The sequence below is a fragment of the Thermosynechococcus sp. FA-CM-4201 genome, from assembly GCF_054689355.1.
Window position 1 is genome coordinate 279,932 of sequence record NZ_CP079920.1, and the last position, 18,669, is coordinate 298,600.

The 18,669-nt window shown below is 53.6% G+C and carries 18 protein-coding genes and 2 tRNA genes; 10 read left to right on the forward strand and 10 right to left on the reverse strand.

All coding sequences use genetic code 11. From position 1 onward, the window contains the following. The first annotated feature begins 58 nt into the window (after positions 1-58). The 4 genes from psb29 to ruvC are packed head-to-tail and all read left to right on the forward strand — an operon-like array spanning position 59 to position 3,144. Entirely contained in the window at positions 59-727 is a 669-nt protein-coding gene (psb29, locus tag KV190_RS01265) for a photosystem II biogenesis protein Psp29 (protein WP_460194245.1), read from the forward strand. Next, complete coding sequence (locus tag KV190_RS01270; RefSeq protein WP_460194246.1) at positions 714-1,460, forward strand: HAD-IA family hydrolase; 747 nt, start codon at positions 714-716, stop codon at positions 1,458-1,460. The genes psb29 and KV190_RS01270 overlap by 14 nt, the downstream gene beginning before the upstream one ends. Then, on the forward strand, positions 1,457-2,659 hold the full coding sequence (locus KV190_RS01275; protein WP_460194247.1) for an NAD(P)/FAD-dependent oxidoreductase: 1,203 nt from the start codon (positions 1,457-1,459) through the stop codon (positions 2,657-2,659). The genes KV190_RS01270 and KV190_RS01275 overlap by 4 nt, the downstream gene beginning before the upstream one ends. Positions 2,660-2,664: 5 nt before the next feature. Next, positions 2,665-3,144 carry a crossover junction endodeoxyribonuclease RuvC gene (ruvC, locus tag KV190_RS01280; RefSeq protein WP_460194248.1) on the forward strand — a complete coding sequence of 160 codons (480 nt, stop codon included), beginning with the start codon at positions 2,665-2,667 and terminating at the stop codon, positions 3,142-3,144. On the opposite strand, the gene KV190_RS01285 is transcribed toward ruvC, so the two are convergent. Beyond that, positions 3,094-3,330 (reverse strand): hypothetical protein, encoded by a 237-nt coding sequence (locus tag KV190_RS01285; RefSeq protein ID WP_460194249.1) that lies wholly within the window; start codon positions 3,328-3,330, stop codon positions 3,094-3,096. The genes ruvC and KV190_RS01285 overlap by 51 nt on opposite strands. Positions 3,331-3,475: 145 nt before the next feature. Between KV190_RS01285 and KV190_RS01290 the strand changes: the two genes are divergently transcribed. Then, positions 3,476-5,521, forward strand: coding sequence for an NAD(P)/FAD-dependent oxidoreductase (locus KV190_RS01290; protein WP_460194250.1), 2,046 nt, complete (start codon positions 3,476-3,478; stop codon positions 5,519-5,521). Positions 5,522-5,549: 28 nt separating this feature from the next. Then, the gene (locus tag KV190_RS01295) at positions 5,550-5,975 is read left to right on the forward strand and encodes a hypothetical protein (protein ID WP_460194251.1); all 426 of its coding nucleotides are present in this window, start codon (positions 5,550-5,552) and stop codon (positions 5,973-5,975) included. 14 nt (positions 5,976-5,989) lie between these two features. Here the strand turns inward: KV190_RS01295 and KV190_RS01300 are convergent, their stop codons facing one another. Further along, entirely contained in the window at positions 5,990-6,499 is a 510-nt protein-coding gene (locus KV190_RS01300) for a hypothetical protein (protein ID WP_460194252.1), read from the reverse strand. 81 nt (positions 6,500-6,580) lie between these two features. Here KV190_RS01300 and KV190_RS01305 point away from each other — a divergent pair, with 81 nt between their 5' ends. Together KV190_RS01305 and KV190_RS01310 are read left to right on the forward strand one after the other, a co-directional pair. Next, the gene (locus KV190_RS01305) at positions 6,581-7,123 is read left to right on the forward strand and encodes a hypothetical protein (protein WP_460194253.1); all 543 of its coding nucleotides are present in this window, start codon (positions 6,581-6,583) and stop codon (positions 7,121-7,123) included. Between the two features lie 196 nt (positions 7,124-7,319). Continuing rightward, a complete protein-coding gene (locus KV190_RS01310) occupies positions 7,320-8,828 on the forward strand; it encodes an O-linked N-acetylglucosamine transferase, SPINDLY family protein (protein WP_460194254.1) in 1,509 nt (502 codons plus the stop codon). Between the two features lie 33 nt (positions 8,829-8,861). Here the strand turns inward: KV190_RS01310 and KV190_RS01315 are convergent, their stop codons facing one another. Next, complete coding sequence (locus tag KV190_RS01315) at positions 8,862-9,497, reverse strand: TMEM165/GDT1 family protein (protein WP_460194256.1); 636 nt, start codon at positions 9,495-9,497, stop codon at positions 8,862-8,864. 45 nt (positions 9,498-9,542) lie between these two features. On the opposite strand from KV190_RS01315, the gene KV190_RS01320 reads away from it, so the two are divergent. Then, the gene (locus KV190_RS01320; protein ID WP_460194257.1) at positions 9,543-10,982 is read left to right on the forward strand and encodes a TldD/PmbA family protein; all 1,440 of its coding nucleotides are present in this window, start codon (positions 9,543-9,545) and stop codon (positions 10,980-10,982) included. A gap of 4 nt (positions 10,983-10,986) precedes the next feature. On the opposite strand, the gene KV190_RS01325 is transcribed toward KV190_RS01320, so the two are convergent. Then, positions 10,987-11,068, reverse strand: a tRNA-Leu gene (locus KV190_RS01325). Positions 11,069-11,092: 24 nt separating this feature from the next. Next, a complete protein-coding gene (locus KV190_RS01330) occupies positions 11,093-12,760 on the reverse strand; it encodes a hypothetical protein (RefSeq protein ID WP_460194258.1) in 1,668 nt (555 codons plus the stop codon). A 113-nt stretch (positions 12,761-12,873) separates the two neighbouring features. Between KV190_RS01330 and KV190_RS01335 the strand changes: the two genes are divergently transcribed. Next, a tRNA-Arg gene (locus KV190_RS01335) sits at positions 12,874-12,947 on the forward strand. A 111-nt stretch (positions 12,948-13,058) separates the two neighbouring features. On the opposite strand, the gene fba is transcribed toward KV190_RS01335, so the two are convergent. From fba to KV190_RS01360, 5 genes are all read right to left on the reverse strand, one after another. Beyond that, complete coding sequence (gene fba / locus KV190_RS01340; RefSeq protein WP_149820867.1) at positions 13,059-14,138, reverse strand: class II fructose-bisphosphate aldolase; 1,080 nt, start codon at positions 14,136-14,138, stop codon at positions 13,059-13,061. Between the two features lie 680 nt (positions 14,139-14,818). Then, a complete protein-coding gene (locus tag KV190_RS01345; protein WP_460194259.1) occupies positions 14,819-15,064 on the reverse strand; it encodes a type II toxin-antitoxin system HicB family antitoxin in 246 nt (81 codons plus the stop codon). A 2-nt stretch (positions 15,065-15,066) separates the two neighbouring features. Beyond that, complete coding sequence (gene hemG / locus KV190_RS01350; protein ID WP_460194260.1) at positions 15,067-16,470, reverse strand: protoporphyrinogen oxidase; 1,404 nt, start codon at positions 16,468-16,470, stop codon at positions 15,067-15,069. Between the two features lie 24 nt (positions 16,471-16,494). Beyond that, positions 16,495-16,698: a DUF2811 domain-containing protein gene (locus KV190_RS01355; protein ID WP_011056228.1), complete on the reverse strand. Its 204-nt coding sequence runs from the start codon at positions 16,696-16,698 to the stop codon at positions 16,495-16,497. A gap of 554 nt (positions 16,699-17,252) precedes the next feature. Beyond that, entirely contained in the window at positions 17,253-18,497 is a 1,245-nt protein-coding gene (locus tag KV190_RS01360; RefSeq protein ID WP_460194261.1) for a Ycf66 family protein, read from the reverse strand. Positions 18,498-18,669 lie beyond the last annotated feature (172 nt).

Below are 18,669 nucleotides of genomic sequence, written 5' to 3' on the forward strand. Positions count from 1 at the left end.
GCAATGGGCGATAATAGTAAAGAATCATGACATTTTTTAACGAATATCGGCAGAGCTTGTGCAAAATCCTCGAACTGTCTCTGATACCAAACGCGCCTTTTATGCGGCTCACACGCGACCGATTCACTCGATCTACCGTCGCTTTATTGAAGAACTGCTTGTCGAAATCCACTTGCTGCGCGTCAATATAGATTTTCGCTACTCTCCCCTCTTTGCCCTTGGGGTCGTTACCGCCTTTGACCAGTTTATGGAGGGTTATCAGCCCGAGGGCGATCGCGCCAGTATTTTCCATGCCCTCTGTGTGGCTGAGGAAATGAACCCGCAACAACTTAAGGAGGATGCCGCCAGTTGGCAACAATACCAAGGCCGCCCCTTGAGCCAAATCCTCGATGAACTCAACAGTGGTCAACCCAGTGCCCCCCTCAACAGCCTCAACCACGAGGGCAAGTATAGCCGCCTTCATGCGGTGGGACTCTATGCCTTCCTTCAACAGTTGGCGGGGGATTTGACAACAAATCTCAACGAAACACTGGATCAACTGGCTCCCGTCATTAAGCTGCCGATCGAGAAAGTCAAGCGGGATCTCGAACTCTACCGCAGCAACCTCGACAAAATCAATCAGGCTCGCAGTCTGATGAAAGAACTGGTGGAGCAAGAACGCAAGCGCCGTGCTCAGGAGGCCTCTCCCCCACCCGCTGTAGATGCCAGTTCCGATGCTCCCGCTTGATCCGCCCCAACTCATTACCCTCGATGCGGTCGGCACCCTCTTTGGCCTACGGGAATCCGTAGGTACCGTTTATGGTCGCTTTGCTGCCCAAGTCGGGGTTCATGTCGATCCAGCCGCGTTGGATGTGGCCTTCTTTAAGGCCTTTAAGGCCGCTCCGCCCTGTACTTTTCCTGAGCTTGAGGCTTCACAACGGGCAGAGGCAGAATTGCGGTGGTGGCAAGGGGTTGCGGCAGACACATTTCGCCGCGCGGGCGTCTTGGATCAATTTGCTGATTTTGATACGTTTTTTGCCCCTGTCTTTGCCTACTACGCCACGGCTGAACCTTGGTTCCTGTATGAGGATGTCTTGCCTGCGTTGAAGCATTGGCAAGCGCAGGATATTCCCCTGAGGGTGGTGTCCAATTTTGATAGCCGTTTGTATGGTGTCCTCGAGGCCTTGGGGTTAGCCCCTTTTTTCAAGGAGGTGTGGATTTCCAGTGAGGTGGGGGCGGCGAAACCGGATCGGCTAATCTTTGAGCGGGCAGTGATCCCCTATGCGACCTCTCAGGTCTGGCACATTGGCGACAGTTGGGAGGATGATGTCCTCGGTGCCCAAAGTGCTGGTCTGCAAGCGATTTGGCTGCGGCGCGATCGCCCCTTGCTGCCAGAACCAGTCATCCACGAGACCCTAGCCGTGCCCCAAATTACTGACCTCACAGATGCCCAAGTTATACTGGGGGAGACAGCATCATGACGGAATCAGCGGTGACAAGCCAAATTTGCATTCTGGGTGGTGGTTTTGGCGGGCTTTATACCGCCCTCCGCCTTGCTCAATTTCCTTGGTCTTCGCGTCCAGAGATCACCCTTGTGGATCATAGCGATCGCTTTGTGTTTACTCCCCTCCTTTACGAATTGATTACGGGGGAGCTACAAGCGTGGGAAATTGCACCGCCCTTTGTGGAGCTACTCAAGGATACACCCGTCGTCTTTCATCAGGGAACGGTGACCGCTATTGATCTCAAGGCAAAAACAGTTCACTTGAGCGAGGGCAACCCTCTCACCTATGAAAAACTAGTGCTCGCCTTGGGGGGTGAAACACCGAAAAACAGTATTCCCGGTGTGGCGGAGTACGCCTTGACGTTCCGTACCCTCAGTGATGCCTACCGCCTTGAAGAGGCGCTACAACGGTGTGAGCACTCTGATCGCGATCGCATTCGCGTTGTCGTGGTGGGTGCGGGTCCGAGTGGGGTGGAATTGGCCTGTAAACTAGCGGAGCGCTTAGGCAGCCGCGGGCGTATTCGTTTGGTGGATCGCAACACTGAAATTCTCAAGTCTTCTCCAGAATTTAATCGCAAGGCGGCTCTGCGTGCCCTTGAGGAGCGGGGCGTTTGGATTGATTTGGAAACGACGCCCGTTGCTGTCACTGCCGATCAGATTTCCTTGCAATACAAAGACCGCGTTGATGATCTGCCCGTTGATATTGTCCTATGGACGGTGGGTACAGCGGTTTCACCCGTGATTGCTGCCCTTGATTTGCCCAAAACGTCCACGGGGCGCCTGCAGGTGACGCCCACATTACAAGTCGTTGATCATCCCGAGATTTTTGCCCTTGGGGATGCTGCGGATGCCGTGGATGAGCAAGGAAAAGCGATTCCCCATACCGCGCAGGCGGCTTTTCAACAGGCGGATTATGCGGCTTGGAATCTTTGGGCCAGTCTGAGCGATCGCCCGCTACTGCCCTGTCGTTATTCCCATCTCGGTGAAATGCTCACCCTTGGTACCGATCGCGCCGCCTTGGCGGGTTTGGGGTTGACCCTCGATGGCCCTCTGGCCTACTTGGCACGGCGACTGGCCTACCTCTACCGCATGCCCACCCTCGAACATCAACTGAAGGTGGGGTTGAACTGGATGGCGAAGCCCATTTTGGATCTGTTGACCGGCACCGTGAACTAGACTGTGTGCGCATCCTTGGCCTAGACCCCGGCCTTGCGACCCTTGGCTATGGTTGTATTGAGATCCACGGCAACACCTGCCAAGTGTGTGATTTTGGCGTGATCACCACTCCTGCGGCTGCCCCCGTGGGCGATCGCCTCCAGAGTCTCTACACCGATCTGCACACGCTCATTCCTGCCCTCCAACCAGATTTAGTGGCTTTGGAGCGACTCTTTTTCTACAAAATGAGCCATACGATTGTGGTTGCTCAAGCGCGGGGCGTGATTCTTTTAGTCCTGAGTCAACTGCACTGTTCCCTCATGGAATTCACCCCTCCCCAAGTGAAGCAAGCCCTGACCGGCTACGGCAATGCCGCGAAAATAGACGTTCAACAGGCGGTGCAACGGGAACTCAATCTCAGGACGCTGCCCAAGCCCGATGACGCTGCTGATGCCCTAGCGATCGCCCTCACGGCCAGTCGTCACTGCAACAGTATCAACAGTTAACCAAGCCACTTCCACTGCTTCACTGAGCCATTGGCGCGTTTTTTGATCCAGAAGATCATCGTCTGCGAGTACCCATTCCTGCACCTGCGCCAGACTGTGGCCTTGGGCACGGCAAATCGTAATCACGCCGGCGATCGCTGCCGCCACCACCTCTTCACTCACCGGCTGCTGGCTGAGGGCCGCCATTTCTTCGAGACTCCTTGGAATGGGATAATGCATAGGGCAACAGGGCAATTCTGAGAAACCGTAAACTCTCTTAAACTGTTTAGTACAGTGAAGTTTACGCCAAATCGCGCCCTTGTCAAGCTCCTTAGCGGACTTTTGAAATAAAATGCAAGAACTCCTATACCTTGAGGTGCCCACTCCCGATACGGCAGCGGTTATTCACTGGCTGCATCACACCTTTGAGCCACGCATTGGCGCCATCGCGCCCAAATCTAGCGGCGGCTGTTGGCAGGTTTCCAATAGCACCACGGAACTCGCCATTTTCCTGTGGAGTGTGCAACGCACAACGTACCTCAAGGTGATGCGCTGGGGAGCGCAGCGTTTTCCGCAGGAGCGTGCCTGTGTCCAACACCTGCAGCGGGAGCTACGTTTGGCCTTTCCCCTCAAACCTGAGGTGCTCCCTCCTTGGCCTGCTGACAAGACAATTTTTGAAGCCTTGGTCGATCGCTATCCGCTGACGGTGAAATACTTCCAACGCATGCCCCAAGGTGAGGCGGATTTAGAGCGGGTCTATTGGTGGGAGCAACGCTGGCGCCAAGGGGTACAACAGCCCACGCCCCCGGTTCCGGTTTTGCACACTGCAACGACCCCCTGTGATTCCCCTCGCTATGACCTCGTTTATGTGGGGGGTGCCTTGGGGGTGATCCACGCAGCGGTGATGGCGCGGTTGGGCTATCGGGTGCTAGTGATCGAGCGGTTGCCCTTTGGCCGGATGAATCGGGAGTGGAATATCTCCCGCATGGAGTTTCAGAGCCTGATTGATCTGGGTTTATTTACGGCGGCGGAGTTTGAGAGCCTCATTGCCCGCGAATACCGCGATGGCTTTAACAAGTTCTTTGATGCCACTAGTCCTCCCCATTGTCGGGCACCTGTACTGCACACCCCGACGGTTCTCAATATTGCCCTCGACTCAGCAAAATTCCTGCATCTGTGTGGTGAGAAACTGCGCCAAGCGGGGGGTGAGATTTGGGATTGGACAGAATTTGAGACGGCCACGATTCATCCCAATGGTGTGGTTCTGCAAACCCAGCACCGCCAGACCCAAGAACAGCGACCGGCGATCGCCCGTGTCCTTGTGGATGCGATGGGGACTGCCTCCCCCATTGCCCGTCAACTGAACGGTGGTCGTGCCTACGATAGTGTTTGTCCAACAGTGGGGGCGATTGTTAAGGGGATTGCCCCGCAAGTTTGGGATGGCGATTATGGCGATGTGCTCTTTAGCCACGGTGATATTTCGCGGGGACGGCAACTCATTTGGGAACTGTTTCCGGGGGCAGGGGAAGAGCGCACAATTTATCTTTTTCACTACCACCACATTCAGCCAGCGTTTCCCGGCTCTTTGCTGGAACTTTACGAAGACTTCTTTACGATCTTGCCGGAGTACCGCCGCTGCGATTTAGATCAACTGACTTGGGTGAAGCCGACGTTTGGTTACATCCCCGGCTACTTTAGCCACCACCGGGGCGATCGCGCCGTGGCATTTGATCGCGTTTTGGCCATTGGCGATGCCGCCTCACTCCAGTCTCCCTTGGTGTTTACCGGTTTTGGCTCGCTGGTGCGCAACCTGCCACGCTTGACGGATCTGCTGGACACCGCCCTACGTCATGACCTTGTGCAACAGCAATTTCTCAACCAAATTCGCGCTTATCAGAGCAATACAGCGGTAACTTGGCTCTTTTCGCGGGGAATGATGGTGCCTAGCGATCGCCCCTTACCCCCTGAGCGGGTCAATGCCATGCTCAACACCTTTTTTGGCATCCTCGGCCAAGAATCCCCCGAATTGGCCGATCGCTTTATCAAAGACCGCGCTGGCTGGCTGCCCTTTAACCGTATGGCACTGCGAGCTGCTTGGCAAAACCCCGGCCTTCTCTGGTGGATCTACGAAATGGTAGGGCTTGGGGATCTGCTGCGTTGGCTGCAAAGCTACCTCAGTTTTAGCTTGGATGCCCTGTATCATGCCCTCTTTGGCTTTTGGCTGCCCCCCTTGGTGCGCCGTTGTCAACCGTGGCTAGAACCCTTGGCACCCCAACTTTGGTTTTGGCTCTTGGTGCAAAGCTATGCCCTGAGCTACTCCGTGGGGCAACCCCGCCTTGAGCGTCCTTTGGCACCGCTGCCAACCCCTAGAGTTGATCAAGCCGTTTCCCCTCGCTAACCTTGGGAACAAAGGTGTTGCGGAGAGAATGACGGTGAATGCAGCAGAGCAGGCAGTGACGGTGCAGATGGCCAGCAAATTGGGGGCGATCGTTCATCTCTTTAAGCAGTGCAATCCGGATCTGCGCGCAGACCTGCACCCTTGGGCCGATGACCCCCACACCCGCAACTGGGTGGATCCGGATTCAATTGACATTGGCTTTCACCTACCGGGCTGGAGTCGCCGCTGGCAAGCCCGCAGTTTGCTGCTGCAAATCCGCCTCTATGGCGATCCAGACTCTCCCCAACGCCGTGCCATTGGTCTAGACATCGTGGGGTTTAGCTATATGAGTGAGCAGTGGCGGTTCAGTAGTATTGGTCAGGGGGTTTTTAGTGGCAACAATTTGCCCAGCGAAGACCTACAAAACCAACTGCGCGCCATTAGCCATGAGATTATTGCCCTATTGAACACTTGATTTTGGCCATTGGATCAGTCATCAAAGACCTCCTCGACTACCTCGTGAACATACTCTCCAGCCGTACGCACAACACCCATCCCCACGATTGCCGACAACACGAGAGCTACCCCCACTAACCACTTCTCTCTGAGGAACCGCCAACCCTCTTTTAGGGAAAAGCCACGCCTTGGCGTCAGTGGCTCTAAAATTTCTAGGGCAACTGGATGCTGCAAATACTCTTGGATGCGTTCTAGCTCACCAATGTATAGACGGCGATGTTGGCGATCGAAGAGTAATCCGTGCCGGGGCGCCCGTTCCCCTGCCGTCAGTTGATAGGACAACAGGCGGGGCTGTATTTCTGGATGTTGGCAAAATAATTGCCATCCTTGCAGATTTGCTGTGTCCACTGTCTGGCCATCGGTGTAGCAGGGGTAGCCCAGTTGTGGCTCCCAATACAGACCCAGCCAACGGGATTGCGCAGGTAGAGCCAAGGCGCGTTCAAACTGTACTGGCACTGGAATAGGCAGAAGTTCTAAAGTCATGGGTCTATTCCTCTTTTAGCGACTGCCCTTGCCCTGACAACGGTGGTCTGCCTCCAGCCCAGTGGGCGAGCAGATTCGCCCTTGACCTCCACTCCCTTCCACGAAGCCTATACCGATATTCCCATGGTGATGCGAGCCAAGCGCAGTGGCCGCCTTGATCTGAAAATGTCGGAGTGGCTCTCCTCGCCGCAGGTTCCCACCGATCACAAAGCTGCCTTGATCAATGCCCTCGGCTGGGATTTCAACGGTAAAACCAATGGTCAAGCCTACCGCGCCTATCTTGCCCTAAGACAGGGCACGACCCCTGAAACTATCCCGCTGGAAAGCCTGACCGCCGATGAGTTAATGGCCCTAGGGTATCTCACGGCAATGGACAACTACTTTCAACCACAGCGGGGAATGTCTTTTCTCAATGCAGCACAGGAACGCAACCCCGAAAGCTATGCGATCGCGATGGTACGCGGCCTTGTAGAAGCACAAACTCTCTTTGATGTCAGTTGGTGTCAAGTGTGGCAAGCGGTGCATCGCGTGGATGAAAATCCCCAACTGAAGCGGGATCTCCGCCCGAAAGCACGGGAGATTATCCTCAAATATATGCGCTTCTTATACCGTCGGGATTGCTAAGTTTTCAGTTATGGGGTGTATCGAAGAGTTCATTGCAAGAACAGCTCAACAAAAAGGCCATCTTGCTTTTGCTAGGGGATGGGAAAAACTAGCCATTAATAAATGGAATGACAACGACTATCGAGCCGTGGTCTCAGGCCTGAAGCATGCCTTGGCACTTGATCCTCGCCTAGCGAGATGTTGGTATCTGTTTGGCATGATCAGTGGCGTTGATAGTAATTTCCAACAGGCGCTGGAAGCCTACGCAAAAGCAATTGAACTGAGACCCGACTGGCAAATTGGCATTGATTTTCTCAAGTGTACGAGGTACTTGATCTACGTTTATAAAGATGTAGAAGAGCTACAGAATTGCCGTCAAAAAATCAGAGAATCCGTTGCCGAGTTCTATCAAACGTTTCAAACTTTCTCTTTAGATAAGAAACAATACCTCTCTAAGTGGCTGGGGAATGTGGGCACATTTTTACTGCCCTATCAAGGGGAAGAAACCAGCGATGTCCAACAGCAGTACGGGCAGATGATCTATGAAATCATGACCAGTGTGATTCCAGCCGCCAAAGAACGCCCCCCAATGCCACCAGTGAAGGCCAATGAACCCCTGCGGATTGGGTTTGTTTCAGGGCACTTTCGCGAGCATACGGTTTGGAAATTGATGCTCCACGGCTGGCTTAAACATCTTGATAAAGCACAGTTTCAGCTTTATGGCTACTACGTGCGAGATTATCGCGATCGCTGGACAGAAGTAGCAGAAACCTATTGCCATCAGTTTGTCATGGGCAGCAAATCACCCGAAGAATGGTTTGAGCAGATTCGTGCCGATCAATTACATCTAGTGATTTTCCCCGAACTGGGCATGGATCTGGAACTGATCAAGATTGCTGCTCTGAAATTAGCGCCAATTCAATGTATGTCTTGGGGGCATCCCGACACTTCTGGCCTGCCGACAATTGACTATTTCCTCAGTAGCGAGTTGATGGAGCCGCCTGACGGAGACAAGCATTACACAGAAAAGCTGGTGCGGCTGAAAAATCTCGGAATTGCCTTTAGTCCGCTGCCACCGGATCCGCGATCGCCGATTACCCGCGAGGAATTTGGTCTCAAAAGCGATGCGGTGATCTACGGTTGCCTGCAAACTGTCTTCAAGTATCTTCCCCAGTTTGACGACATCTATCCCGAAATTGCAGCAGCAGTGGGGAATTGCCAATTTGTGTTTATTGATCGAATCACAAAAAACACCCAGCGACGGTTTGAACAGCGTTTAGAGCGTGCCTTTGCCGCTAAGAACCTCGACTATCGGGAGTACTGCTTTTTCTCCTGTGGCTTAACTTTCTATGGTTTTACCTCAATGCTGCATTGTCTTGATGTTTTCCTAGACACATTGGAATGGTCGGGGGGCAATACGACGCTAGAAGCACTCTACTATGCTCAAGTACCTATCGTGACCACACCGGGGCGATTCATGCGCGGGCGACATACCGCTGCTATTTTGACGCTGTTGGAGATACCTGAATTGATTGCTCCAGACCCGTCTGCATACGTTCAAAAAGCCATTGAACTGGGTCAAAATGCTGACTATCGCCAGTTCATCCGTGAAAAAATTCAAGACAACCTGCCAAAAGTGCTTGAGGATCAAGCGGGAGTGCGCTCCCTTGGAGACTTTATGCGCGCTGCGGTGCAGGAGTTTGCCACCTCTGGCTGCCTGCTATAGGGGCTTCTGGATTGAGAGCAGGATAGGCCGAACTCAAGACAGTTTGGGCATCCCTTGCAAGGCGGTAACAATCGCGAAAATTAAAAATAGGGCACCCCCACCCAAGGTCAATGTCCGTTCGGAGATGCGTCCAGCCATGAGGCCGCCCCCTAGAACCGCGATCGCGGCACAAATCCCGTGGCCAACAATGGCACCGACGGCAACGCCCAAGGCATGGCTCGCAGCAGCAAGGGTAATCGTTGCAATTTGGGTGCGATCGCCCCATTCAGCAATGAAGGTGAGACTAAAGGCCTCCACAAAAGTCGCCCAAGCAGGGTTACTGCCCCAACGGCTGAGATTGGCTTCCGCCTTTTCAACGGTTTCCACTGCCGCTTCACACTCATCCTCACAGGGGCTATTCCCCATCCGCCAGCCTTGAATTAGCATCTTGAGACCAAAAATGGTGAAAAGCAAAATCGCCCCATAGAAGGTGAACTCTCGCGGTAAAAGTTGAAAGACCTTGCCCACGGCCACTGAAAGCAGTGTCATCACAATTAGAGCCGCCCATGACCCTAGGAAGACCCACCGCTTGCTATGACGGGTTGCCAAAATCATGGCAATAAAGAAGGTCTTGTCTCCCAGCTCAGAAATCGTGATGAGGGTCAGCCCCGCAGTAAAAGCCGTTAGCATAGGAAAAGATTCAAACTTTACCATCCCTTAAAGTAGCACGCTGCCATGACTGCACCGAATTTCACTGCCATCTTGAATCAGATTGATTTACCCCTCGATTGGCTAGGGCTGCGTTATGTTGAGGAGATTGTCACGACTCGCAGTGCTCGGGATGGACATCCTGAAATGAACCAGCGATCGCGCCAGCGGGGTGTCATGGTCGAGGTGCTCGTCAATGGCCAATTTGCCTATACCGCAACCCCAGATTTGCAACCCAGTGCTATCCATCGGGCGATTCAGCAGGCCTATCAACAAGCAAAAACCGCTGCCCATTGGCGAGTCTTTAACTTTACGCCAGCGGCACGGGGCAAGGGCAAAGGACTCTACCGATCGCCCCAACAGCAACCCTTTGATCACCTCTCAGCGGCTGAGTTGAATCACCTCCTCAAGGACATTTGCCATCGCCTCAAGGTGAGTGACGAGATTGTCCAAACCCGCGCCTTTGTACAAACCGTAGAGACCACCAGCCAGTGGTTCACCAGTGATGGCAGTCAAATTGAACAACAGTTTTATCAAGTGCTCACGGATATGAGCGCCACGGCTCAGGCGGCAGGGGTGGTGCAGCAACGCACAGATCACGGTTGGTTAGCCCGCTGTTATCAAGGGGGGCTGGAATGGCTGACGGCTGATCAGTTGAGCGATCGCGCCCATCACATTGGCGAGCAGGCGGTTGAACTCCTCAGTGCCCAAGAGTGCCCAGAAACCACAACAACGCTAGTACTTGCCCCCGATCAAATGATGCTGCAAATCCATGAGAGCATCGGCCACCCCCTAGAGCTAGACCGTATTTTGGGGGATGAGCGCAACTATGCCGGCAGCAGCTTTATTCGCCTTGAGGACTTTGGGCAGCGGCAGTACGGTTCCCCGCTCTTGAATGTCACGTTTGATCCGACTGTTGCCGGTGAACTGGCCAGCTACGCCTTTGATGACTTGGGGGTGCCGGCTGAACGCCTCTATCTCATCAAGGAAGGACGTCTGCTGCGGGGTCTGGGCAGCCTTGAAAGTCAGCAGCGAGCCGGGGTGGCCGGCGTTGCCAATGCCCGTGCCTGTTCTTGGAATCGTCCCCCCATTGACCGTATGGCCAATCTGAATATCGAGCCGGGCACACAATCCTTTGCTCAGATTATCGGCAACATCGAATCAGGGGTGTACATGGAGTCCAATCGCTCTTGGTCAATTGACGACTATCGCCTCAAGTTTCAGTTTGGCTGTGAATATGCCAAGCTCATTGAAAATGGCCGCCTAACCCGCACACTGCGCAATCCCAACTATCGCGGCACCACCCCAGAATTTTGGCAGAATTTGATTGCTGTCGGAGATGCCTCCACCTTTGGCATCTTTGGTACACCGTTTTGTGGCAAGGGAGAACCCAACCAAGCCATTCGTGTGGGACACGCTTCGCCCGTATGTGCCTTTGCCAATATCCAAGTCTTTGGTGGCGGTTAGTCAATGGGCGAGGTCAGACTCGAACTGACATGGGGAAACCCCGCTACATTTTGAGTGTAGTGCGTCTACCATTTCGCCACTCGCCCTCAGACTTATTACTATACCATGCTTTAGGACGACTGAGCCATCTCCAGAGCGTGACAGGCGCGATCCACAAGGGTCTGTAGGGCAGGCAGTTGCTCAGTGTGTTCTGAGTAGTACAAATTGGCATTGCCGCGATCGGTGTCCTCCCAAAACTTGGGCTGAGCATGGCGCAGGCGATCGCAATTTTGCTGAAAGAGACGCTTAAACCCTGCCAAGCCGAGAATCGCTGCATCCTCCACCATATCCTCAACAATCCGCTGCGCAAACTGGGGTTGTTGGCGTGCCAAGTAAAAGAGGGCGAGTCCCATTTGCAGTAGGCGCACGCCTGTACTTTTGCCATAGGGGCGATCGCCATTTTGGGGTTGACGCAGTTCCGGCGGATTATCTAGGCGAAGCATTTCCTCCAAGAGTTCCAGTTGCAGTCGCTCCTCCCACTGCTGCTCGTTGACCAAGATTAAGACCTTCTTTAGCTCAGCAGCAAAAACATCAACAATGAAATAGAGAGCAGGACTATTCTGTGCCAACTCATAGACCTCATTCCCATAGGCACGTAGATAATTCACACACTTTTGGGTGAGCTGGGGTCGCTGGTAATGCACCAGACTCTCAATAAACCGCCGATAGTGAAAGGCCAAGTTATAGAGATTGCGTGCCTCGTTGTGACGACTGCCGTGTTTAATGGCAAAGCGCATCATCGTATTGAAGCGAATAATGATTAAGTCCAGTAGAATGTCATCCCCCATACTGAGAATGCGGTGGGCGATCGCGCACATCTCAGAGCCACACAGCGACGCCAAAGGAAACTGCTCCTCCTCCAAAAAGCGCACATAGGCATTCCCGAGGAGCCGAAAACACTTCTGCTCATAGAAGGTATGGTTCTCTTCAATCTGGCTAAATTGGTCAAACATCGTTTTGAAGGCAATGTCTCCCATTACCGCACCACTGAGGCGAAAGAAATAGGCTGGATAGTCGGGCTTGCAACTGATGTAGTGCTGAAGCAGTTCACTGACGGCGCCAATAATCTCGGCCTGCGCTCCCCGAAACGCCACATAGGCCAGCAAATCATCCAATTGGTTCAATCCCGCGATCAGGTGAGCCTGACTACGGCGCAAGAACTGTGGTTGATAGGACACCCCATCCTTGAGAACAATGCCCAGTTGACTCATGTAGTGATACTGGCGGCGGTAAATTTGCTGAGCCACACTTTCCGGTTGAATGGACTTCAGGATGTAGAAGATGTAGGGCAGTGCCGTCAAAATTGCCAAGGGCAAGAGGCCGTATAAATTCAAGAAGATGCTGCCAACGGGATGCCTGCCCAAGTCCTGCAAAATCTTGATGTAGAAGATATGGGCACCGCCTAAAACCAGACACCAGACATAGATCAGGCTTGTCCAGTCCTGCATGTAGAGTTCAGTAATCTTGGGGATATTTTGCGCTGCAATGGAAATCACAATGATTAACGTGCCGAGGGTAAGGCCAATCACCGAGAGCCACACCTCTGGAGCAAAGCCAGTGTCAAAGGTACCGGCAACCAAACCAGCAAAGAGCCTTGGGGCAGTTGCTTTTAGATGAGCGAGGACAAGGTTAGCACCGCTATCCAAGAGGGCAAGGGCAGCCAGACTCAGACCAAAGGCCACTAGCGATCGCGGCAGATGGGGAGTGGTCAGGAACCAGCGGTGGAGTTTCTTCAGCATCTATCCGTTTGGGTCAAGGGTCTCCGCTCCCGACTATGACACACCCGCGCGCAAATTTCCTTTCGCCCCTTTGATCTCTCTTGGAATTCATGCTACGATAGTGTTCCTGACTTGGGCTTGTAGCTTAGTGGATTAGAGCGGCTGACTACGGATCAGCAGGTCGGGGGTTCGAGTCCCTCCAAGCCCGTTGAATAAAGTTAAATAAAACTATAGAGCTATTTTTTTTTCAAATCAAAAAAGGGTGACCGTAGCCACCCTCTATCACGTTACTTATCGTTGCTTAGCGATCGCAGAGTGCTTAGACCACCACGGTTTTCTGAGTGACTTGTTTCAGTTCACCTTTGGCGTATTTGGCGGCATAGTCATCAAGGCTGAGTTGCTTGATTTTGCTGGCGTTGCCGGCGGTGCCAAATTGCTGATAGCGATCGGCACAGACTTTTTGCATGTATTTAATGGATGGCTTCAGGAAGTGACGGGGGTCAAATTCCTTGGGTGCCAAGGCGAGGGCTTCGCGCACCGCAGCGGTAATGGCTAGGCGGTTGTCAGTGTCAATGTTGACTTTGCGGACACCGCTCTTGATGCCTTTTTGGATTTCTTCCACAGGCACGCCGTAGGTTTCCGGAATGGTGCCACCGTACTGGTTAATGATGTCAATCAAGTCTTGGGGTACGGAGCTAGAACCGTGCATCACCAAGTGGGTGTTGGGCAAACGGCGGTGGATTTCTTCCACGCGGCTGATGGCGAGGATTTCACCAGTGGGTTTGCGGCTAAATTTGTAGGCACCGTGGCTGGTTCCAATGGCCACTGCCAGGGCATCGACTTGGGTGCGCTCCACAAAATCCACGGCTTGATCGGGGTCAGTAAGCAGCATCGAGTGATCGAGGGCACCTTCAAACCCGTGGCCATCTTCGGCTTCCCCTTTACCGGTTTCCAAGGAGCCAAGGCAGCCCAGCTCGCCTTCCACAGAAACACCAATGGAGTGCGCGACTTTTACCACTTCACTGGTGACAGCGACGTTGTACTCATAGCTAGCAGGGGTTTTGGCGTCGGCTTCGAGGGAGCCATCCATCATCACACTGGTAAAGCCATTGCGAATGGCGGAGTAGCAGGTGGCAGGCTCGTTACCATGGTCTTGGTGCATGACAATGGGGATGTGGGGATAGGTTTCCACCGCAGCCAAAATCAGGTGACGCAGGAAGTTTTCCCCAGCATATTTACGGGCACCCCGCGATGCTTGCAAAATCACGGGACTGTCGGTTTCGTGGGCCGCCTGCATGATGGCTTGGATCTGCTCCATGTTGTTGACGTTGAAGGCGGGAATGCCGTAACCATTTTCGGCTGCGTGATCTAGCAGCAAGCGCATGGGTACGAGTGCCATAGGGTTATGTCCTCCTTAGTAGAGCGGATGTATCGCTTCGTTAAGCTTACCGATAATCTTAGGCTATGTTTGCTCGTTTATGTTACAGGGGAGTGCTCCCTAGCCTATTGAGAATACAGCCGCTAATTCAAACCTACGAGAATCTGTAAAATCTACAGAAACCTAGGAATTCGCAACCGTAGCGGTACGATTGCTCCGCTGTGGACTTGCACCACACCTAGAAGCGCGTTTCCGCTTGCCATGCACTCCATCCGAGGATTCGGCGCAAAGCATGACCTCTAGTTCTCTGTTAGAGAGCGTAAGATACTGATGCCGTTTTACAAGCATCAGTTTTTTTGTTTAGCGCGTACCATGCAGACCATACGTGCTTCGCTGACTTCACGCCAGCATAGGCGTTGTGGTTAGGTACACGCTCTGACAGCTTTATAGCTGCTAACGCGGCCATGGCAAACTGTAGGACTATCAGCGTCTCCCAGCTTGGTGGAGTCGTAAAACCGAGTCCCACCCATGCTTTTGCGGTTGCGAAGGGTTTCAATTGAAACCCCCAACAGCTTAGCCGCAACGTCAATTTTAACAAATTTACTTTCCATACTTATGGATTCTAGCAGATTTGTTAAGATTCGAGCTATCTGCTTACAATCCCTTTTCTATAGATAAGGGGTAGCCAAAGAGGGTGAGGTTCAAAAAATCTCGCGTACGGGAACGTCAATACCGTTAATCACCGGTACAGGGATGCCCCGCGAGACATGGAAGTAGATCCAATCCTCCAAGAGTTCGGAGAGATGCTCGCGGCATTCAAGCACTGTCTTGCCATGGGCCTTGACCCCCTCAAGGTCTGGAATTTCACCGTAAATCAGGCCATCCTCTGCATTGAAGTGATAGATAGCCCGCTCAAGAGCGGCATTCATATAGTCCGACAGCGACATCCCTAGGGCTGGCCTCCTGAAAGGTAGGCAGCAACAGCAGCAGCGGTTCGATTGCCATGTTCAACGCGATCGCCCAAGGCGACACCCTCAGCATAGTTACTACACAGGAATAGGCCGGGGGTTTGACTGAGGGCATGGGTCACCTGCTGCCACTGCTCAGGATAGCCCACGATATATTGGGGAATCGCCCGTCGCCAAACCTTCATGCCGAGTAAGCGTGCCTTGGCTGCGGGTAAATCAAGGAGTCGGCTCAAGTCCTGCTGCACCTGCTGGACAATGGCTTCTTCGCTGAGGCTTGCCAAAGCAGAATCCGTGGCACCGCCAATAAAACTCGTAAAGACTTGCCAACCGGCGGGGGTACGTTGGGGAAAAAGACAGGACGACCAAATGGTGCCAAGGGTGCGGATGCCCTGACCGCGCGGAATCAGTACCCCAAAGCCGGGGCGGACACTGCGCCCGAGTCCAGCGGGGTAGGCCAAAACCACACAGGCCACGGTGGGATAGGGGATGGTGGCCAAAACACGGGCGATCGCTGGCTGAAAAGGTGCCACCAACTCTGCGGTTTGATAGGCGGGTGTTGCCAAGACCACACTGCGGGCGTGCCACGTTTGCTCACCACTGCGCAGCAGATAGCCACCCTTGGGGTCTGGGGTGATTGCTTGAACAGGGGTTTGCAGGTGAATGGGTGCTTTCAATTGTTGGGCGATCGCCCGAGGTAGCGCAGCCAAACCTTCCTTAAAGGAGCCAAGTTCCCCCGGTCGCATCTGTACACCCGTAGGCGGCTTCGGTTTAGGGGGTTGTTGACGCCGTAGGCGCAGGGCACCGGCAATGAGGCCACCCCCGAGTTTTTCCAGTTGGGCAATACGACGAAAAGCAGCAGCGGCACTCAGTTGTTGCGGATCACCCGCATAAACCCCAGAGACAAAGGGCGCCACCAGCCGCTCAGCCACCTCTTGCCCCAAATGGCGACGGAAAAATGAATTGACTGACTCATCGCCACTACCCAGATAGGGGGGCACAAACCCTAAAGCACCAAGGGCTGCCCGCACTTTGCCCCAAGGGCTGAGGAGATTTGAGGTGGCCAAGGCAAGGGGACGGGTGGGTTCTAGGGGGTAGAGTTGTCCCCGCCAGTAGATGTAGCGCGGTAGGTGGCGATCGCCCCGAATGAGTTCCGACTGCAAGCCCAGCTCAGCAATCAGTTGTAACAGGGCAGGGGTCGGTGCAAAGCTATTCGGACCCAGTTCCCAGACAAAGCCCTCGGCTGCTTGCGTCGTAATATTGCCCCCAAGGCGATCGCTGGCCTCTAAAAGAACCACGCTGTACTGGGGGGCGCTTTGCTGCAACCGCCAAGCCAGACTCAGGCCACTGAGGCCACCACCCACAATTGCGACATCTACCTCACTCACCCGTTTTGCTACCCTCCAACGTGTTTAGGATCGCTTGAACAACGAGTCGAGATAGACCCGTGCCGTGCGGCGATCGCATTCTCCATTTTGCAGCAAAAAGAGCGACAGTGCGGCCACAAAGACGCGATCCTGATCCCAATCGGGATGCCGCTCGAGGTAGTATTTCAGGGTTTCGTGTAGCTCCTCTGGAATCTCGGCAAGAATACTAATCGTGGCTTGAGCGTTCATACCGTGAGTTACCTCAATAAAACCAAGACAAAATTGCAGGCGCCATCAGCTCGCCCTGGGTAAACCTGTGGAAAACTCCCATAAAAGTTCTGACCAAATCCCCAAACCCCTGACTCAGAGCGGGATTTAGCCCTACATTCACAAGGTTTCAGAGCAAGTGAATCTCTATCCGTGGAACTCCATTGTCTGGGTTGTCCTAGGGTCTGTCAATCCTTGTTTTCACCCATCTTGGCGATCGCAATCCACGACAGAATAAGCGTTTCCAGACTTTTGACGCTCCTTGCGTTTTCCCCAAGGCTCCAGCAGCAGTTATCCCCAGAAATGTCTTGAAATGCGATCACACCGTCAAGACCTGTGGAAAACTTTGCCCCAATCTGTGGAAAACTTTGGGAAAATTGGGGAATTTTTGGGGAAAGTTAGGGGAAAATTAAGGTTCTATTAAGATTCGCTTCAGAGAAAATAAAAGCGGCAAAAGTCAGGGATTCATGACTTTATTAACTTTTGCAGGATTCGCGGAGTGATCAGTCCTGCCCTGTACCCAATCGAGTGAGATGTCACAGACGGGCTTCACGGGGCGGCCAGTCATCGTCCTCAGGGGGAGTATGTTCTGGATTTTCGATGGTTGTCCCCTCTGATGTTGCCTCATCCTCAATATCACTACTTTCCGGAATATCTCCTAGGAGATCGGCGGCAGAGGTACGCGATTCTGGCACTGGAGGCAGCGTTTCTGTGGGTTCAGCATCAGGAGCAGATTCAGAGACTAGAGGCGGTTCAACCACTGCTTCAGAGGTCGCTGTCGGTTCTGGGGCATCAACGACTGTTTCAGGAGGGGCTTGTTCTGCCACTGGCTCAGGAGTGGCCGTGGGTTTTGGGGCATCAACGACTGTCTCAGGGGGCGTCACTGCTGCCGTTTCAGGAGGGGTTTGTTCTGCCACTGCCTCAGGAGTGACCGTGGGTTCTGGAGTCTCAATTGCTGTTTCAGGAGCTGCGTGTTCTTCTGGCGCTTCGGCGGTCACTGTGGGTTCTGGAGCGTCAACTGTTGTCTCAGGAGGGGTTGGTTCTTCTGAAGCAGTAACCGTTGCTGGTTCTGGCTCCTCTGGGGTGCTGGCAGTGGGCGGCTGCGGCGTTTCAACACTAGGCGCTTCTGGGGGAGTCATTGCGGCAACCCCTTCCTGATCCGCTGGTGCGTCTGTAGGAGTGGCTGCGGTGGGGCTGGCCGTGGTTTCTGCGACTGGCGTTGGTTCAGCAGATTCTTCTGGGACGGTGGCAGCTTCCTCAGTGGCTGGGGGGGGTTGTTCGGCAACGGTACTGGGAGTCTCTGTCTCCCCTGTCCACAGATCTTCTTTAATGTCGCCAGTATCCATCGGCGGTGGTGGGGTGTCCATGGGAAGCTGGGGGCGATCCGGCTGTTTCTGGAGGCGATCGCGCAAGCTACTGATGAGGCTTTGCAGTTGCTCACCGATTTTCGCAAAGGTGCCTGCGGGCAGCAGAGACTGGACTTTTTGCCAGAGGGCTTGGGCTTTTTGGGTGTCGGTGCGATCGCCTGGGTAGGTGAGTTGCCAACGATAGCTGAGGGTCTGCCAACCCAACCAAAGAATTAAGGCCACTGCGGCTGCTGTTCCTAGGAGCAATCCACCGCCAATGCGATCGCCATAGATCCACAGAGTCAGGGCAAAGAATAATCCCGCGCCACTGGCCACCAGATCAAACCTACGGTACAGTTCCGGCAGGAAGAACCCCAACAGATACAAGCCTAAACTGGCGATCGCCATACTCCAAGCCAGCAAGTTCGTCAGCATTCCCAGTCCTCAGCAAGATAACGGCACACCGACAAGGCGGTATCAACCTTCTACCTTACACCGCACTGAATTTGTCTCTGCTAGAGTTTATTCTTTGTCGAATTGCTGATCCCCAAGGAAGAGGGTGCCACGGGCTGAATAAACTGTTTGCAAAAAATTTTTGGCTCAGGGT

Coding starts and splice junctions, on each gene's coding strand:
- KV190_RS01270 (WP_460194246.1), top strand. CDS start 714: ATGCTCCCGCTTGATCCGCCCCAACTCATTACCCTCGATGCGGTCGGC.
- KV190_RS01275 (WP_460194247.1), top strand. CDS start 1,457: ATGACGGAATCAGCGGTGACAAGCCAAATTTGCATTCTGGGTGGTGGT.
- KV190_RS01285 (WP_460194249.1), bottom strand. CDS start 3,330: ATGGCGGCCCTCAGCCAGCAGCCGGTGAGTGAAGAGGTGGTGGCGGCA.
- KV190_RS01290 (WP_460194250.1), top strand. CDS start 3,476: ATGCAAGAACTCCTATACCTTGAGGTGCCCACTCCCGATACGGCAGCG.
- KV190_RS01295 (WP_460194251.1), top strand. CDS start 5,550: ATGACGGTGAATGCAGCAGAGCAGGCAGTGACGGTGCAGATGGCCAGC.
- KV190_RS01300 (WP_460194252.1), bottom strand. CDS start 6,499: ATGACTTTAGAACTTCTGCCTATTCCAGTGCCAGTACAGTTTGAACGC.
- KV190_RS01310 (WP_460194254.1), top strand. CDS start 7,320: ATGATCAGTGGCGTTGATAGTAATTTCCAACAGGCGCTGGAAGCCTAC.
- KV190_RS01315 (WP_460194256.1), bottom strand. CDS start 9,497: ATGCTAACGGCTTTTACTGCGGGGCTGACCCTCATCACGATTTCTGAG.
- KV190_RS01320 (WP_460194257.1), top strand. CDS start 9,543: ATGACTGCACCGAATTTCACTGCCATCTTGAATCAGATTGATTTACCC.
- KV190_RS01330 (WP_460194258.1), bottom strand. CDS start 12,760: ATGCTGAAGAAACTCCACCGCTGGTTCCTGACCACTCCCCATCTGCCG.
- fba (WP_149820867.1), bottom strand. CDS start 14,138: ATGGCACTCGTACCCATGCGCTTGCTGCTAGATCACGCAGCCGAAAAT.
- KV190_RS01345 (WP_460194259.1), bottom strand. CDS start 15,064: ATGTCGCTGTCGGACTATATGAATGCCGCTCTTGAGCGGGCTATCTAT.
- KV190_RS01355 (WP_011056228.1), bottom strand. CDS start 16,698: ATGAACGCTCAAGCCACGATTAGTATTCTTGCCGAGATTCCAGAGGAG.
- KV190_RS01360 (WP_460194261.1), bottom strand. CDS start 18,497: ATGCTGACGAACTTGCTGGCTTGGAGTATGGCGATCGCCAGTTTAGGC.